General features: G+C 63.9%; 17 protein-coding genes and 1 pseudogene. 8 read left to right on the forward strand and 10 right to left on the reverse strand.

The window, feature by feature from the left end; genetic code table 11:
- The 4 genes and pseudogenes from flgK to JWR89_RS24010 form a co-directional block, all read right to left on the reverse strand.
- Positions 1 to 1,280 (reverse strand): annotated as a pseudogene (flgK, locus tag JWR89_RS23995) (flagellar hook-associated protein FlgK); the annotation flags it as partial.
- A 47-nt stretch (positions 1,281 to 1,327) separates the two neighbouring features.
- Positions 1,328 to 3,175, reverse strand: a complete 1,848-nt coding sequence (locus tag JWR89_RS24000; protein WP_299720701.1) for a flagellar hook-basal body complex protein — start codon at positions 3,173 to 3,175, stop codon at positions 1,328 to 1,330.
- Positions 3,176 to 3,382: 207 nt separating this feature from the next.
- Positions 3,383 to 3,883, reverse strand: coding sequence for a peptide-methionine (R)-S-oxide reductase MsrB (gene msrB, locus JWR89_RS24005; protein WP_299720702.1), 501 nt, complete (start codon positions 3,881 to 3,883; stop codon positions 3,383 to 3,385).
- Between the two features lie 112 nt (positions 3,884 to 3,995).
- Entirely contained in the window at positions 3,996 to 5,393 is a 1,398-nt protein-coding gene (locus JWR89_RS24010) for an FAD-binding oxidoreductase (RefSeq protein WP_299720703.1), read from the reverse strand.
- A gap of 115 nt (positions 5,394 to 5,508) precedes the next feature.
- On the opposite strand from JWR89_RS24010, the gene JWR89_RS24015 reads away from it, so the two are divergent.
- Together JWR89_RS24015 and JWR89_RS24020 are read left to right on the forward strand one after the other, a co-directional pair.
- Positions 5,509 to 6,036, forward strand: coding sequence for a histidine phosphatase family protein (locus JWR89_RS24015; RefSeq protein ID WP_299720704.1), 528 nt, complete (start codon positions 5,509 to 5,511; stop codon positions 6,034 to 6,036).
- Positions 6,037 to 6,088: 52 nt separating this feature from the next.
- Positions 6,089 to 6,514 (forward strand): universal stress protein, encoded by a 426-nt coding sequence (locus JWR89_RS24020; protein ID WP_299720705.1) that lies wholly within the window; start codon positions 6,089 to 6,091, stop codon positions 6,512 to 6,514.
- Positions 6,515 to 6,562: 48 nt separating this feature from the next.
- On the opposite strand, the gene JWR89_RS24025 is transcribed toward JWR89_RS24020, so the two are convergent.
- Positions 6,563 to 7,177: a hypothetical protein gene (locus JWR89_RS24025; protein WP_299720706.1), complete on the reverse strand. Its 615-nt coding sequence runs from the start codon at positions 7,175 to 7,177 to the stop codon at positions 6,563 to 6,565.
- Between the two features lie 123 nt (positions 7,178 to 7,300).
- Between JWR89_RS24025 and JWR89_RS24030 the strand changes: the two genes are divergently transcribed.
- The gene (locus JWR89_RS24030) at positions 7,301 to 7,735 is read left to right on the forward strand and encodes a hypothetical protein (RefSeq protein ID WP_299720707.1); all 435 of its coding nucleotides are present in this window, start codon (positions 7,301 to 7,303) and stop codon (positions 7,733 to 7,735) included.
- Positions 7,736 to 7,802: 67 nt separating this feature from the next.
- On the opposite strand, the gene JWR89_RS24035 is transcribed toward JWR89_RS24030, so the two are convergent.
- A complete protein-coding gene (locus tag JWR89_RS24035; protein WP_299720708.1) occupies positions 7,803 to 8,309 on the reverse strand; it encodes a ferritin-like domain-containing protein in 507 nt (168 codons plus the stop codon).
- Between the two features lie 398 nt (positions 8,310 to 8,707).
- Here JWR89_RS24035 and JWR89_RS24040 point away from each other — a divergent pair, with 398 nt between their 5' ends.
- Both JWR89_RS24040 and JWR89_RS24045 read left to right on the forward strand, forming a co-directional pair.
- Complete coding sequence (locus JWR89_RS24040) at positions 8,708 to 9,778, forward strand: YbhN family protein (protein WP_299720709.1); 1,071 nt, start codon at positions 8,708 to 8,710, stop codon at positions 9,776 to 9,778.
- Between the two features lie 88 nt (positions 9,779 to 9,866).
- Complete coding sequence (locus tag JWR89_RS24045; RefSeq protein WP_299720710.1) at positions 9,867 to 11,816, forward strand: hypothetical protein; 1,950 nt, start codon at positions 9,867 to 9,869, stop codon at positions 11,814 to 11,816.
- Between the two features lie 110 nt (positions 11,817 to 11,926).
- On the opposite strand, the gene JWR89_RS24050 is transcribed toward JWR89_RS24045, so the two are convergent.
- Positions 11,927 to 12,508, reverse strand: coding sequence for a DUF2147 domain-containing protein (locus tag JWR89_RS24050; protein ID WP_299720716.1), 582 nt, complete (start codon positions 12,506 to 12,508; stop codon positions 11,927 to 11,929).
- Between the two features lie 233 nt (positions 12,509 to 12,741).
- On the reverse strand, positions 12,742 to 13,770 hold the full coding sequence (locus JWR89_RS24055; protein ID WP_299720711.1) for an NAD(P)/FAD-dependent oxidoreductase: 1,029 nt from the start codon (positions 13,768 to 13,770) through the stop codon (positions 12,742 to 12,744).
- Between the two features lie 169 nt (positions 13,771 to 13,939).
- Here JWR89_RS24055 and JWR89_RS24060 point away from each other — a divergent pair, with 169 nt between their 5' ends.
- Together JWR89_RS24060 and JWR89_RS24065 are read left to right on the forward strand one after the other, a co-directional pair.
- Entirely contained in the window at positions 13,940 to 14,389 is a 450-nt protein-coding gene (locus tag JWR89_RS24060) for a thioesterase family protein (protein WP_299720712.1), read from the forward strand.
- Between the two features lie 224 nt (positions 14,390 to 14,613).
- Positions 14,614 to 14,958 (forward strand): hypothetical protein, encoded by a 345-nt coding sequence (locus JWR89_RS24065; protein ID WP_299720713.1) that lies wholly within the window; start codon positions 14,614 to 14,616, stop codon positions 14,956 to 14,958.
- A gap of 42 nt (positions 14,959 to 15,000) precedes the next feature.
- Here JWR89_RS24065 and JWR89_RS24070 read toward each other — a convergent pair whose 3' ends face one another.
- Together JWR89_RS24070 and JWR89_RS24075 are read right to left on the reverse strand one after the other, a co-directional pair.
- On the reverse strand, positions 15,001 to 15,321 hold the full coding sequence (locus JWR89_RS24070) for a 2Fe-2S iron-sulfur cluster-binding protein (protein ID WP_299720714.1): 321 nt from the start codon (positions 15,319 to 15,321) through the stop codon (positions 15,001 to 15,003).
- A 98-nt stretch (positions 15,322 to 15,419) separates the two neighbouring features.
- Complete coding sequence (locus JWR89_RS24075) at positions 15,420 to 15,797, reverse strand: Hpt domain-containing protein (protein WP_299720717.1); 378 nt, start codon at positions 15,795 to 15,797, stop codon at positions 15,420 to 15,422.
- A 391-nt stretch (positions 15,798 to 16,188) separates the two neighbouring features.
- On the opposite strand from JWR89_RS24075, the gene JWR89_RS24080 reads away from it, so the two are divergent.
- Positions 16,189 to 16,706: hypothetical protein (locus tag JWR89_RS24080; protein ID WP_299720715.1), on the forward strand; the 518-nt coding region annotated here is incomplete at its 3' end.

A 16,706-nucleotide genomic window follows, 5' to 3' on the forward strand; every position in this document is an offset into this window, starting at 1 on the left:
AGCGCCGAGAGCGAGGTGCCGGAAACCGTCAGCTTGCCGTTCAGCGCCTTGTTAATCTGGTCCACGACGGACGAGGGGCTGCCCGAGAAATCGATGCCGTACACTTCGTCGTTCGGATCGGCGGTCAGGCTGTTCGACAGCGGCAGCACGCTGGGATCGTCGACACGCACGATCGACACCTGATGCTGCACGTTGGCGGCATCGGTATAGGTGAGATGCATGATGTTGCCGGACTTCATCCCGGAAACGTCGGCTGTGGCCGACTGCGTATTCACGGTGGGCGACGTCACCGTCGACGGCGTCGTCGTGTCGGACAGCGCGCTCGACATCGAGGCCGCGAACTGGTCGAGCTGGTTCTGCGCCTCCACCAGGGTATTATCGCGCAATTCGGTATAGGCGGCGATCTTGCCCGACTTGATGGCGCCGCTGGCGGTCAGGTCGATCGATCCGCCGTTGGCGAACGACAAGGTGACCTAACCGAGCTTGCTTTTCGACGGGTCGGCGCTCCACGTCGTGTTCGGCGTTACCGTGCCCTGGGCGTTGAACGACAGCGTCGCGGCTTCCTGGCCGACGAGCTGCACGCCCGAGCCGGTGAAGACGGTGATCTGGTTGGCGCCGTTGGTGGTGACGCGGATGTCCATCAGCTCGGATAACTGCGTGACGTACTGATCGCGCTGATCGAGCAGTGCGGCGGTCGATGAATCCGTCGATGTACCGCCGTTCGGATTGGTGCCTAGCTCATTGTTGATCTTGGCGATCTGCTTCATCAGACCGTTGGCGGTGTTGACGGAATCGCTGATGCCGTTCTCGGCGGCGCCGCGCAGGCTCTGAATGCCTTGCGTCATCGAGTTCAGCTGCTGGGACAGCACCGAAGCCGCATTGACGACGCCGATCCGCGCTGACTGGCTGTCGGCACTGGTGGAGAGCGCCTGCACCGCGGTGGTCAGGCTGCTGAACGCCGTTTCCAGCGTCCCGACCGAACCCGGATTGCCGTACATGCTCTGCAGCTGCTGCAGGAAGTCCGATTTCAGCGACGCGTAGCCCGCGCCGGAGGTTTCCGTGCGCAGCTGAGCCTGGACGTATTGGTCGAGTTCGCGTTGGACGCCGACGACAGTGACACTGCTACCGTACGCCCCCGAGTTCGAAGTGACCTGGTCAATCGATTTCTTGACGTAGCCAGGCGTTTCCGCGTTGGCAACGTTCGATGAGACCAGCGCCATTGCGGCCTGATTGGCGCGCAAGCCGGACATTGCAATGGAGAGAGCGTCGTTCAAACTCATGACATACTACCGATCTCGTAAACCGCCGCCGGCGACTGCCGTGTGGACTATCGCATCACGTTCAGCAGATCCTGCACCATCGTGTTCGCCGTCGTAATCACCTTGGTATTGGCCGAGTAGGCCTGCTGGGTAACGATCAGCTTGGTGAATTCGTCGGCGATGTCGGTGTTGGACGATTCCAGCGATGCGCCGGAGATGCTGCCGCCCTTGCCGTATAGCGGCTCGCCGGATTCGTTGGTGACCTCGAACGCACCGCCATCGATGCGCTTCAGGAAGTCGGCGCCGTTGAAAGTGGCGACGCTGACTTCGGCCAGATCGATGTTGCGGCCGTTGGAGTAGCTACCGACGACACGACCTTCATTGCTGACCGAAACGCTCTGCAACTGACCGGCGGCGTAACCGTCCTGCTGCAACTGGTTGACCTGCGCGTTGCCGTTGGTGTCGGCGAACTGGGTGAGACCGCCAGTGCCGAACGCCATGGTGACGTTGCCGAGGCTGACGCCGCTGACGGTCAGGCCGCTCAAAGTGAGCTGGCCGATCACCGGCTGCATCTGACCATCGGTGCCGAACTTGAAGTCGGTGCCGACGTTCTGCCACGCCACGGCGGAACCAGTGGCCGCGGGATTGGTCTGGTAGAACAGGTTCCAGGTGTCGGTGCCGCCCTGCGCCGCGGAGGCTACCTTGGCCCAGCGAAACTGCAGGCTGACCGGCGCGCCGTTGCCGTCGTAAGCCGTAGCCGCGCCGCCGCTGATCGATTCGTCGAGGAAGGTCTGGTTGTCGCTGCCGATCACGACGCCCGTGCCTGCCGTGCCGCCGCCCGTGCGCAGCGCGGTCACCGTGCCGGAGAAGCCCAACGAACCGAATCCAGCCGCCGAGGAGGACGTAATTGCAAAGTCGTTGGTCACGCCCGTGTTCAGCGTGATGGCGCCGGTGGACGAAATGCTTGAGGCCGGCGTACCGCCGGTGAGGCCGTCGATCGTCGAGAGCAGGCTGCCTACGGTGCTGCCCGCGGCCGAAAGATCGATGAAGGTCGTGTCCGTAACCGGTGCCGGCGCGGCGCCGCCGTTGTAGAACGAGATCGTCTTGGAAGTGGTGACACCGGCATTGGTAAGCTTGAGGGTCATGGTGTCGCCAGCGATGAAGCCGGCCGGCAGCGAATCCGTCCCCGTCGCGCTCAGCAGTTTGGTGGCGGCGGTGATCGGGGCAGCCGGGGTCATGAAATTGGTCCGCGCATTGCCCGTGGTGGCGGTGTTGCCGAACGGCGTAGCCGGGGTGCCGAGCGGCCGCGGATTGGAGACGAAGTCAGCCGATCGCAGCAATTCCGACCCCGGCACCGCGGTGTTGTGCTTGGTAGTCAGCGGATAGCTGGCGAGGTTGGCGCGGTAGTCGATCTTGGTGGTCGGCTGCGACGGCAGGAAGTCGTTCTGGAAGCGCAGCACTTCCGGCGTGCTGCCGCTCGGATTGCCAGTCGAAGGATCGATCTTGACGCCCTCGAGATAATAGCCGGCGCCGTTAACGAGGTAGCCGTTCTTGTCGAGCGTGAAGTCGCCGCGGCGGGTGTACTTGTTGACGCCGTCGAACACCGGCGTCGAATCCGACACGCTGCCGGGCTTCTGCACCGCGAAGAAGCCGTCGCCATTAATCGCCATGTAGGTCGCGACCGACGAAGAGGTCACCGAACCGGCGATGGTATTGGTGCTGCGCGAGCCGGCCGACACGCTGCCGGCGAGCTGCGCGCTGTTGCCGGTGTCGGGAATCAGATCCATGAAGCTGGTATCGATCCGCTTGAACGCGGTGGTCTGCGAGTTCGCGATGTTGCCGGAGATATTTTCCAGCGCATAGGAATTCGCCCGCAGGCCCGCGACGGAGGTGGTGAGAGCGCCGAAGATACCCATTACATCGTCTCCAACTTCGATCCGGGCGGCCTGCCGGTCTTTGCCAATGGATGGCCGCTGTCGAAGACGATGTCGCAAGCCCCGTGCCAAGAGGAATTATCCAGTTTTTTCAACTAAATAAAGAAATACCCCGGTCCGAAGACCGGGGCACAATTGCCTAGCGCGGTAATAATTGCCGGGGCGAGGCGCGTCGTGCGCCCTCGCCGGTCAGCTCGCCGAGGGCGTTGCCGGTTTGAAGATCATCGCCAGACCATCCATGCAGTAGCGCAGGCCGGTGGGCTTCGGGCCGTCGTCGAAGACGTGACCGAGATGGCCACCGCAGCGGCGGCAGTGGATCTCGGTGCGGGTCATGCCGAGGGTGGAATCTTTGCGCTCGCCGACGGCATTCGGCAGCGGCTGGTAGAAACTCGGCCAGCCGGTGCCGCTCTCGAACTTGGTCTCCGACGAGAACAGCGCATTGTCGCAGCCGGCGCAGGCAAAGGTCCCCTTGCGCTTTTCCTTGTTGAGCGGGCTGGAATACGGCCGTTCGGTGCCTTCCTGGCGCAGGATGTCGTATTGCGCCGGGGTCAGTTGCTTGCGCCATTCGGCATCGGTCTTTTCAATTTCGAATTTCTCGGCGGCTTCGGCCGGCGTGACGCGCAGCCATTTGAAGGTCAGCAAGGCGCCCAGGCCAGCGGCGGTAGTAAGCAAAAATCGTCGATCGATCATGATGGTCTCCCTGGAAGTCGAGACGGTGATCTCGTTCGCTTGAAATACGGGCGGGCGGCCGGGAAGTTACACGTAGCTGAGAAGATTTTTCTCACTTTTCCGGGGAATCTCGTCAACCACCGGAACCTTCCCCCCCGGCCGAGTGCGGCCCCCGCGTACCCGCCAGCCGGTTGGCCTCAGCCAGCCGGGCTTCGCGGACCCGCTCGCGGGCCACGGCGCCTTCGCGATACCTGGCAAGCGCGCCGGCCACCGCGGCGGTCTGGCGCTCCCAGATCCCGATGCCGTGACCGGCGATCCGGCCGATCCCGCCCCCAGCCCACACCAGTTCGAACGGCAAAAACAGCTTCCAGCGGGCGTCGCCATCGACAATGCCGCTGGCAATCAACTGCCCGGCCATCGCCGTGGTGTTCAGCCCCTGACGGCCAAAGCCGCTGGCCACCCACAGCCCTTGGCGCAATTGCCCGATCTGCGGCATGCCATGCACGGTCTGGCCGACCGCGCCGCCAAAAGTTTCCGCGATCGCGACCGTGCCAAGCACCGGAAAGACGGTCCGTATGCGGCGCGCGATGGCGCCGGCAAAACGTTGCGGCCGGGCCGCCCAGGTGGTTTCCGGGCTCGACCACATCAGCCGGTCGCCCCCGACGATGCGGAATTGATCGATGCCATCGGTGTCGGTCACCGAGCCCTGGAAGGTGATCGCCTCCGCCAGCCGGTCGCCGAGCGGCTCGGTCACCGCCGCAAAGCGCCACACCGGCAGCAAAGTATCCGACAGCCGCTGTGCGGGTTCGCCGAGATGAATATTGCCAGCCAGCACGATATGCGAAGCGCGCAGCCGCGCCGACGGGGTGATGATACGCTTGCGGATGCCGGCGGCGTCAAAGCTGACCACCGGTGTGTCCTCGAAGATCCGCACTCCCGCTTGTTTCGCTAACGCCGCGAGGCCTTGCAGATAGGTGCGCCCGTCGATCTGGAACGCCTGCGGGTAGTACACGCCGTGGAAATAACGCCGGGTCTTCAGCACCTCGCGAACGCGGTCGATCTGCCAGCCCTCGACCTCGGTGTCGAAATCCTCGCCAAGCATCTGCAGCCGGGCGATCAGGCGTTCGCCGACATCCACATTAGACACCTGGAGTGCGCCTTCGCTGAGCGCGATGCCAGGCATCAATTCTTCAGTCGCCTGCGCCCGGACGTATGCCGCACCCTGCTGCGACAGCGCCCATAATTCGCTGGCGTCCTCGAGGCCAACGCGGGCGATCAGATCGTCGAGCGGCAGGCCAAAACCGGGCATAACCGTGCCCATCTGGTTGCCAGAAGCGTTCCAGCCAACATGGCGGCCTTCCAGCACTGCGACGCTGGCGCCGCGTCGGGCGGCTTCCAGCGCGACGGTCAGGCCGGCCAGGCCGGCGCCGACCACGCAGACGTCCACGTCCAGGCTGAAGGTCAGCCGCTGGCGCTCCGGCATCGCGCTTGCATCGGGTCGATCCGTCACGTCAGTGGAAGCTGTGGTCATGGGATTTTCTTACGGACCCGTTTGGCCGTTGTCACCTTGTCCTCACCCTCCATGTCCATTAATCCGCAGATGAGGTGCCGCACCGGCTACCTCCCCTTGAATCGAGATTCGCGCCATGCGCCGATTGCTGCTGTTGCGTCACGCCAAGACCGAGAATGCCGCGCCGAGCGGCAAGGACGTCGATCGCCGGCTCGACGACCGCGGCCGGATCGACGCCGCCGCCATGGGCACCTGGCTCAACGAGCACCCGCCGCTGCCCGACCTCGTCTGCGTCTCCACCGCCGTGCGCGCGCAGCAGACCTGGGATCTGGTCGCCGCCGCCATGACCGTCGGCCAGCCGCTGGTGGCGCATCTCGACGAGCTGTACGCCGCCGGTCCCGCGGAATTGCTGGCGGTGATTCGCGCTGCCGCCGAACAGGACCCGCAGCAACTGATGATCGTCGGCCACAATCCCGGCCTGCACGAACTGGCGCTCGGCCTGATCGGACGCGGCGACGCCGAGGCGCAAAAGGCGCTCGATGCCAACCTGCCGACGTCGGGCCTCGCTTTGATTGAATTTCCCATCGATGACTGGGACGAAGTTGCCTTTCGCGGCGGCCGGCTGCTGCGCTTCCTCAGCCCCAAGCTACTGAAGGGCGAATAGACGCCCCCGCCGCGGCGCCAATGGTGCTATGCTCGGCGCAATGGAGGCGCCGATGTACAAATCCATTCTGGTTCCGATCGACCTGGCCGAAACCGATGTGGCCAAACCGGCCATCGCCACCGCGGCTACGTTTTCGCAAACCTTCGGCGCAACGGTGCGGCTGCTGAACGTGCTGCCTATGACGCCGGTGATGCTGGCGGAATATGTCCCGGCCGATTTCGACTCGCAGCAGCAAGGCTCTTCGGAGGAAGCGCTCGCGGTTGTTGCGAGCCAATGCGGCATCGACCCCGCGAAGGTGTCGCATGTGGTGCGGCAAGGCGGCATCTATCACGAGATCCTCGAAGAGGCCGCGGCGATCAAGGCCGACCTGATCGTCATGACCTCGCATCGTCCGGCGATGCGCACCTACTTTCTCGGCTCCAACGCCGGCCACGTGGTGCGCTATGCGAAATGCTCGGTGTTGGTGGTGAGAGGTTAGCCTGGCCTCTTCTCGCCTTCCTTTCTTGTGAGAAAGGGAAGAAGCGGATTACTGCAGCAATGCCTCGGGCACCTCATCGAAGCTGTAACCGCGCGGCCGGTTGCGCCGGATGAAGCCGCCGATCTGCCAGCCGAACAGCGCGCCGAAGCCGACGATGAACAGCACGCCGGCAAACTCGCCGGTAAAGAGCGCGCGCAGCAGCAGCACCGCCATGGCGGCGCCGAACAGCACCACTGCGACCACGATGATTCGATACACGGTCGGCCGCAGCCCGGCACGCAGTGAGGCCGTGCCACCGGCCGAGGCAAGCTGTCGATGGAGTTGCAGGATGAAACCGGCATAGCCGGCCTGCGGCTGCATCAACGCCACCGTCTGCTTGGAGGTCGACATGATGGTGATGTGGCTGCCGTCGGCATGGTCGATGTCGGCGCGAAATCGCCGGTGCTGCATGCCCATCGGCCGGTAGGACAGCCGCACCATTGTGATATCGGCATAGCGCCAAAGTCCCGAACGGCGCCCGGTACGCCACGACAGGCCCGGCTCCGTCAGTTCGAAGCGGTGTGCGGCGCCGATCAGCGAGGCCTTGTAGGCATAGAAGTGACCCGGAGCGGCGGCCTCGGCCGCAGCGGTTTCATCCCGGGTCCTGAACGATGCCTTGAACAAGCCGGCTGTCCCGTCGCTGGCGATCGCCGGCGGTGCTTGCTTGCGCCCCGGTCTGTCCCTTACAAGCCACGGAGACGGATGCGGGCGCAAGGGGCGCACGGGTGCTGTGCCGATGGACCGACGATGGCCGAAACGAGCTATTTTCCGCGCCGCCTGATGCTCGCCGGGGGGATGATGTCCGGGGTGCTGCTGGCGCTGGCCGTGCACATGATTGGCCAGGGGTTCGGGCTCGACCTTGGCGGTCTGTGGCGCACTGACGTCAACGACTTCATGCCCGCGGGCGCGGCGATCGCGTGGTGGTTGATCGCCTCGATGGCGTTTGTCGGTGGCTATGTCACCGCGACCCTGATGTACAGCGCGGTGTCCGGCCGCATTCCGCCGCGGCTGCGCCAATTCCTGATCGCCGTCGGTGTGCTGGTGCTGGCGGGCGCCGGCCAGGCCGCTTCGGCGCCTAGTCCCATCCCCACAGTCGCCGGTGTAGTCGCCGGCCTTGCCGCGCTGGTACTCGGCGGCCTGATGGCGTTTTGCGGCGCGCATTTCGCGTTACGCAAGGCCTGAGGCACTCCAAGAAAAATCGCGCGGGCCCTCGCCCGCGCGATTTTTCCTCTCAAACCGGTGGCTGCGATCAGCTCGCGGCGCGCATGTTGATCTTGCCTTCGGCCAGCGAGGTCAGCTTCTTGTCAGTGACCTTTTCCTCGTCCAGCGTCTTCTGCAGCACGGCGGCGCAGTCGTTGCGGCCGAGCTGGCGGGCCCACGCGATCAGGCTGCCATAACGCACGATCTCATAGTGCTCGGCGGCCTGCGCGGCGTTGATCAAGGCGGCATCGAGAACCGCTTTGTCATCGACTTCGCCGGCGGTTTCGTCGGCTTCCTTGATGATTCCGTCGATCGCCGGGCAGTTCACCGCCTTGACCTCGGCGCCATGCATCTTGAACACCTGCTCGAGCCGTTGCACATGAACATGCGTCTCCTCCAGATGCGTCAAAAAGCCCTGCTTGAGCTGCGGGTCGGTCGCCTTGTCTGCCATCTTCGGCAGCGCCTTCACCAGTTGCTTCTCGGCATAATAGATGTCCTGCAACTGGTGCACGAACAGGTCGTCCATGGTCTTGATGTCCTTGGTGAACAGTCCCATCGTTTCTCTCCTGTGTTGAACAGCGATTCCGCGGCCACTGCGGCGCATTGTCTCGCTCGGTTGCGGTATCGCGCTAACAGGGACCACTGAACGTTGTTCCTGAACGCCCTCAATTTCGCGGAGAAAACGAGGTATATGGAACATCAGCCAATTCGTCCTATATGAATGAATGGCGCGATCGCGCGGGGCGATCGGCGACAGCTTTGCCGGCCATGACGGGCTCCGACCGCCGCCCGGTGCGGCGTTAACACTGGTCATGTCAAGGACTGCACAAGGCGCCGTTTTTGCCGTAAGGGTTCGAGCTGATGAGTAACTTCGCGTATGAGTGAATTGGTCGCCGCTTGCCGTCTTACACCCCGATCGGCTTTCCACCTGTTCGCGCTCCGCCGGGAGGACGAATGCAACGATTGCTGAGTGCGCTTGGGCGCGGCTTCAAGCAGCACGTCGGGTGGAAACGGCTCGGTGTCGCGGCCAGCGTCGTGATCATTGCGCTGGCGATCACGCATCTGGTTCGTACCCTCAAGGGCGTCGATACCGGTGTGATCCTGTCTGCCATCGCTGAAAAATCGCCGTTCCAGATTGCACTGGCGGCCTTGTGCGTGCTCGGCGCGTTCGGCACCCTGACGTTTTACGATTACTTCGCGCTGCGAACCATCGGCAAGACCCACGTCCCGTACCGCATTGCAGCGCTGTCGAGCTTCACCAGCTACACCATCGGCCATAACATCGGCGCTACGGTTTTCACCGGCGGCGCGATCCGATTCCGAATCTATTCGGATTATGGCCTCAGCGCCATCGACGTGGCCAAGATCTGCTTCATCTCCGGCCTGACCTTCTGGCTCGGCAATACCTTCGTGCTCGGCGTCGGCATGCTGTGGCACCCGCAGGCGGCCTCCGCGATGGACCTGCTGCCGGACGCCGTCAACCGGCTGATCGGCCTGGCCGGCCTCGCCGGTATCGCGGCCTATCTGGTCTGGCTGTCGGTCGGCAAGCAGCGCCGTGAGCTTGGCCAGAATGGGTGGAAAGTCGTACTGCCGTCGGCCCGGCTGACGCTCCTGCAGATCCTGATCGGCGTCGTCGATCTCGGTTTCTGCGCCTTGGCGATGTACCTGCTGGTGCCCAGTGACCCCGGCATCGATTTCGTGTCGCTGGCGGTGGTATTCATTCTCGCCACCCTGCTCGGCTTCGCCAGCCATGCGCCGGGCAGTCTCGGCGTGTTCGACGCCGCGATGCTGGTGGCGCTGCCGCAGTTCGGCAGGGAGCAACTGGTGGCGACGCTGGTGATGTTCCGGATTCTGTATTTCCTGATTCCGTTCGCCGTGGCCATCGGCATCATGGGCACCCGCGAGCTCTGGCTCAACGTGGTCCGGCCCTGGCAGCAGCGCCGCGCCGCCGAGGAAGCCGAGCAGCAAGCCGCCGAAACCACCACCGCGGTGGTGCATCCGATCAGGCGCCGGGCCAAGGGCTGAAGATCAAGCACCGACTTGCGGCAACGCGGCGCATCCGGTCTATGGTGAGGCCTCTTATTTCCGCCCCATCGGTGACGTTCAACACGCCATGACCTTGATCCATTTCAAACGCGCTTTCATCCGCCTTGCCTTGCTGCTGGCAGCTCTCGTCGCCCTGCCGACTGAATGGGCCGAGGCCCAGAGCGCGGCCAGCGGCCCGATGCAGATTTCCTGGGAGGTCCGCAACCGTTTCCGGCTGTTCCGCGAGGAGCGCGACTTCCAGCAGCATGCCGATTCGCTGCGCAATCGCACCGTCCTCGCTGCGGAGCAGGCGCTCGAAGTGCAGAGCGACGGCCGCGGCTGGGCGCGCAACACCGTCAACCGTCTGTGTGTCGATTTGGCTGGCAAGCTTAGCGAGCCCTGCACCCGCGACACGGTCAAGGAAAGCTACCTGACGCCCACCGAGCACCCGGTCGCGGTGCGACTCACCGGCGAAGTGCCGGTCGGCGCAGTCTGCGCCTGGACCTTCGACGATGGCGACGGTCCGCGGCAATCGAACTTCGACTGCGCCGAACCGGTCAACTTCCGCGCCGTCTACGGCAAGCGCACCGTCGCTACCGTGGATGTGACCAGCGGCGCCGAGGCCCCGCAGCGCATCACCACCGACATCATGGTGCGCGACGTCCTGATCGCCGGATTGGGCGATTCCATCGCCTCCGGCGAAGGCAACCCTGATCGCCCGGTGGCCTTGTCCGACGACGGCTTCTGCTTCCGCTCCTATCTCGGCAGTGCCAGCGACCAGTTTTACCGGCCGAGCCGCGCCGGCTTCAAAGGAGGCCGCTCCTGCGATTCCTATGAGCAGATGCAGGCCTGGCAGCGCCAGGGCGCGTTGTGGATGAGTTCTGCGTGCCATCGCTCGCTGTACAGCTACCAAACCCGCACGGCTCTGACGCTGGCGGTGCAATATCCGCACATCGCCGTCACCTACCTGCCGCTGGCCTGCTCCGGCGCGACCATCGCCGATGGCCTGTTCGGCAAGCAGCAGGCGCGGGAATGCCTGACCACCAAGACGGCGACCACCTGCGTCGGCAGCGTCAACGCGCAGCTCTCGGAATTGCGCGAGGCAATCACCGCGGCGAAGCGCCGCCAGCCGGCGCGCAAGCTCGACCTCGTGCTGCTCTCGATCGGCGCCAATGACATCAATTTCTCCGGCCTCGTTGCCGACGTCATCGTCGATAGCGACACCGAACGCGCGTTGTTCAAGCGCGGCGGCATTCTCGGATCGGTGGACGATTCGCGCGCCGCCCTGGTGCGCGACCTGCCGGCCGGCTTCGGCAAGCTGCGCGAGGCGCTGAAACCGTTGCTGTCAGGCGACCTGTCGCGGGTGATCTTCACCGCCTATGCCAACCCGACCTTCGCGGGCGGCGCGCCTTGCCCCGGCGGCCCCGCCGGCTTCGACGTGCATCCTTCGTTCAATGCCGATCCGCGCCGGCTCGCCAATGTCGCCAATTTCGTCGAGAGCGAATTCCTGCCGCAGTTGAAGGCCATCGCGCTGTGCCAGGGCGGAGTGCTGTGCCGCAATCCCGACGCCGACCGCATGACCTATGTCGATGCGCACCAGCAGACCTTCGCCAATCACGGATTCTGCGCCCGGTCGTCGTCGGATCCGGAATTCGACCGGGCCTGCTTCTCGGCCAAGGGCCAAAGCTTCGATCCGGATATTGTCGCCGCAACGTCGCAGCCGATGCTGTGCGGACGTGGCGCCAGCGAATTCCGCGCCTATCTGCCACGCGCGCGCTGGATCCGCGACGCCAATGACAGCTACTTCGCCGCGATGACTTATCCGCAGGGCATGTCGGCAGCAGTCCAGCCGGCCGATATCCACGATGCCACCTGGGGGGTTCTCTCCGCGGTCTATGGCGGCGCCATCCATCCCACCGCCGAAGGCCACGCCGCCATGGCCGACGCTGCCGTACCGGCCGCCGCGAGCGTGTTGCGACTGGGGGCGGAGGCGGAAGTCACCAGCGAGCCGCTGGGGCAGCCGGTGCCGCTCAGATAGCAGGGGGCGTTCGTGGAGCGGGTTAGGCGAAGCCGTAACCCGCTTCCGAGTTTGAAGGTCGCAGATGGCAGACTAAGTTTCGCTCATCCGCCTTGCGACATTCGCTTCGCTCAATGCGCGACGGTATTGGCCTTCTTCGTCGCAGCGACAGGCGGCTTTGCGGTACCAATGGTCGGCGGCTTTGCCGCAGCTGCAGCCGCGGCTTGGGTCGGGAGGTACTTCGCGATTACGGTCGGATCGAGCGAAGCCGTCATGGTATCCGGCAAACGGAACCAGGTCTCGTCCTTGCCCAACAGCGAGATGCCCCAGTAGCCGCGCACAGTCAGCGTCTGGCCGTCCGGACTGATGCTCATCTTGGCTTTATAGATTTTGCCGTCACGCGGATCGAGGATGTTGCCATTCTCGTATTTCAGTCCGTCCTGCTTCATGTCGCGGATGAACGAGATGCCCAGCACCGGTGCGTTCTTGCGATCATCGACGCATTTGCTGCAGATGTCCTCACCCGGCTTTTCGTCAGCGTCGGCAAAGGTCTTGGCGATGGCGCCTTCAAAGATGCCGCCGCGGTCCAGCATCAGCACCCAGACCACCGGCTTGCCCTTTTCGACCTTCTGCCAGAGCCCCGCCGCGGTCGGCTCGGCCGCCTTTAGAGGTGTGGCGAGCGCTGCCAATGCGGCCAGACCGGCGATCAGCATCGTCAGTTGTCGTTGGGTTCGAACTTGCACCATCGTCATCCCCAAAGGTCAGCTGCGATCCATGCGCCTGCATGGTCAATCAATTATCCGAGAGGCGCAGAGTGCCGCCGCTTGATGGCTTTTGCAAGATAGCGAGACCGTGGAGCGTTTCCGTGCGTGACGCCTGCCACAGCTTTGCCACAGACGGCGGCTGCGGCGCCGCCATTTATGAAGAATTGCGCAGCATATCGCCGCTAGCTAACTCCGAGCTTCTTCTGCAGGCTCGACGACGAGGTGGTGTACTGAAACACCAACCGCTTGTCCGGATAGACATAGCGATGGGCTTTCTGGGCCATCAGTGCGCCTTCATGAAATCCCGAGAGGATCAGTTTCAGCTTGCCGGGGTAGGTGTTGATGTCGCCGATCGCGAAGATGCCCGGCACGTCGGTTTCGAACGACGCGGTCTCCACCGGCACCAGGTTGTTCTCCAGCTTGACGCCCCAGTTCGCCACCGGGCCGAGCTTCATGGTTAGCCCGAAGAACGGCAACAGGGTATTGCATTCGATCTTGTAGCTCTGGTTGTCGCTGCCCTTGACCAGCGCGCCGGACAACTGGCCGTCCACGCCTTCGAGGCCGGTGACCTGGCCAATTCGAAGGTCCATCTGGCCGGAACTCACCAAAGCGCGCATCTGATCGACGCTGTGCGGGGCGGCGCGAAAATCGTCACGGCGGTGTAGCAGCGTGACGCGCCTGGCGATCGGATGCAGGTTGAGCGTCCAGTCCAGCGCGGAATCGCCACCGCCGACGATCAGGAGATCCTTGTCGCGAAACTGCTCCATCTTGCGAACCGCATAGAATACCGAACTGCCCTCGTAAGCCTCGATGCCCGGCACCGGCGGCCGCTTCGGCTGAAACGAGCCGCCGCCGGCCGATATCACCACCACCTTGCACTCGAACGTCTTTCCCGCGTCGGTGGTGACGCGAAACAAGGGATCGCCGATCTTCTCGATGGTCTCGACCATTTCGTTGAGATGGAAGGTCGGATTGAACGGCTTGATCTGCTCGAGCAGCGCGTCGGTGAGGCCCTGCCCGGTCACCAGCGGGATCGCTGGAATGTCGTAAATCGGCTTTTCCGGATAGAGTTCGGCGCACTGGCCGCCGAGCTTGTCGAGGATGTCAACGAGATGCACCCGCATATCGAGCAGGCCCAGTTCGAACACCGCGAACAGCCCGCACGGGCCGGCGCCGATGATCAACACGTCGGTCTTGATCGTTTCGCTCATGGTGGTTTCTTCTCGGTTGAACTCTGCCCCAGGGGTCGCAGCCATCCGGCCCACCTGTCTAACCAACGCAACCAACGGGGGAAAGCGAAAATCGGCAAGGCCGCGGACGGCTCTTGCCCACATGCTGCAACTGCGCTGTAACTCGCATCGCATGACTGGAGATGATTTCGTGAACGCACCTGCCCGCGCGCCGACGCCCCTGCTCGATAACTATCCGTATCGCCTCACCGATAATGTGCGCTTCGCCGACCTCGACCCCAACCAGCACGTCAACAACGCCGTCTACGCCAGCTACTTCGAAACCAGTCGGGTGATGCTGGTGAAAGATCCGAGCTACGGCCTGATCCCGCCGGGGCAGAGCTGGGTGCTGGTCCGCCTCGACATTCACTACCGCGCCGAACTGCACTGGCCCGGCACGATCGAACTCGGGCTCGGCGTACTCAGGCTGGGTCGGACATCGGCTACATTCTCGCAGGTGGTCTTTTCCGGCGGCAAATGCGTGGCATCGGCAACATCGACCACCGTCATGGTGGGACTGCAAAGCCGCGAGCCGACGCCAATTCCCTCGGAAGTGATCGAGCGCTTTCAGCCGTGGCTGATGCGCGGCGACGTGGCGTGATCTGCAATGCGCTGCTCGCCATAGCCAACTGCGAACCGGCTTCCGCCACAACACGCCCCAAGCAAGGGCGTCGCCGGCTACGCGTGGTGATTGCGCGATATTCTGCGGCTACACCTGACGGCGCGTTGAACTTGGGTGTTGAGATTATCCCGCACCGCCTTTATGGCGTTGTCATCTGCCGATCCTCACCGTGCCGCCGCCTCAACGAACCGAAATGACGTGACATGAAAAAGACCATCGTGATCGCCGCGCTGCTGGTCGCCACGGCAGCGTCTGCGCAGACCCCGCCGTTGGTCGGCGGCAAGCCCCTGTTGCAAGTCGCCCCGAGGGGCCCGGCCAAGGCAGCCAAGCCCGGGTCGGTCGCCGAGGGGGTGCGCGCGTGCCTCGACATCGAAGATGGAACGAAGGAGCGTCTCGACTGCTACGACGCCGTCGTCCCGCCGAAGCCGAAATCCAAGCCTGGCAAAGCGAAGGGCGTGCTGGATTGCCGATTCATCAAGGAGCAGGACGAACGGCTCACCTGCTTCAATGGTTTCGCCGAGAGCGTGCCGAAATTTTCAAGCCGTTGACGCCGTCCGGCGGCATCGCCCGGCCCGTAACGGCCTCGGCCGTCAGGCCTGCCGTTCGGGGGTCATGACCACAAGGCCGTCCAGCGCGTCGCTGACCTTGATCTGGCACGAGAGCCGCGAATTCGGACGCACGTCGTAGCCGAAATCCAGCATGTCCTCTTCCATCGGCGTCGGCGCGCCGACCTTGTCGCGCCAGGCTTCATCGACATAGACGTGGCAGGTGGCACAGGCACAGGCGCCACCGCATTCGGCCTCGATACCCGGAATGGAATTGCGGATCGCCGCTTCCATCACCGTGGAGCCGGGCTCAGCGTCAATGGTACGGGTCTCGCCGGAATGATCCACAAAGTTTATCTTGGCCATGATGCTCGCGCTGCCGGGAAGGGAGATACCGCTGTCCTATACCGGGTCGATCCGGATCGCGCCAGCGCCGCGCCCGCAAATCCTTGGCGACATGCGGATCAGGAGCGGTTCAGCCGCCGGTCGATCGCCAGACGCGCCTCGGCGACGGCGTCGTTCAGCGTCATCAGGGCTTCGGCCGTATCGCTGTCTTCGCGAACCGCGGTTTCCAGCCATTCGGCGGCATCCGCCACCCGGAACGCGCCGATTGCCCGCGCCGAGCCCTTCAGCGTGTGTGCCAACTCGGCGACGTCGGAGGGCAATTTGACCAGTCGCTCCATCAGCCCGACGGCCTGACCGGCAAACATCGCCAGCACTTCGCGTTCCAGGCTGTCGTCGCCCAGCGTCATGCGCTGCAGGTGGACCAGGTCGATCGGACCATCATCGGGGGCGAGCGGCGGCGACGGCATCCAGTTGATCCGTTCGAGGTGAAGCGGCATGATGATGATGACCCAGATGTCCGGCCGCCGGACGATCCGGCCGCGAATTTCGCGCAGCCAAACATGGAATTGGTTAACGGAACGTTTCACGTACGGGCCACCAGTCCGACGCCATTTTGTCGAAAAGTCGCCACGATTGGAGCGCGGAACGGCTTATTTCAAGCCGCAGCAAGGCCTTACCGCCCGAGGCTGTTAACGATGATTAAGAATGTCTTAACCGAATCCATTTCATTCGCCGCACCAAGCCAATAGGATGTTTGCGGAAGTAGCGGACAAGCCGAGCGACCGGTAGTTCGCGCGATCCTCGCGGGGTGTAGTTGGGCAAGTTCCCGATTGCAGCGAGGGATCGCCGGGGAACTTCCGGATGTAAACAAGGGGCGTGGGACACGAGATGGCAAACAACACAAAGAAGGCCAAGGATCCAACCGAAGTTGCGCTGTCCGCCATCCAGGAAGCCTTGAACATCAGCGACGCGCCGCCGGTCGAGCGTGACCCGTCGGCCATCCGCCACGACAATGCGCCATCCGGCGTGGCTTACGACGAAAACTCATTCGACACCCGCATCAACGCCGAGCGACCGACCTTCGAGCAGGCTGACGAGCAGCGTTTCACACGTCGGCCCGCCAATGACGACCGCGAGACCATCGGCCAGATCCTGCAGGCGATCCAGAAGGGCCGCCCGGCCCGCAACGTCTATACGCTCGCCACCTTGTTCGCCGGCGTCTGGATCGTCGGCGCCGGTCTGCTGACCGTCAGTTTCCTGCCCTCGCTGCAGGCCTTCATCGGCCAGGGCAGCGGCGGCACGCTCGCCGTCGCCGGCCTGATCGCATTGTTCTTCGCGCCGGTGCTGCTGTTCTATTTCCTCGCCAGCCTTGCGTGGCGCGGCCAGGAATTGCGGATGATCGCGAC

The organism is Tardiphaga sp. (assembly GCF_028290785.1).
Classification (GTDB): domain Bacteria; phylum Pseudomonadota; class Alphaproteobacteria; order Rhizobiales; family Xanthobacteraceae; genus Tardiphaga.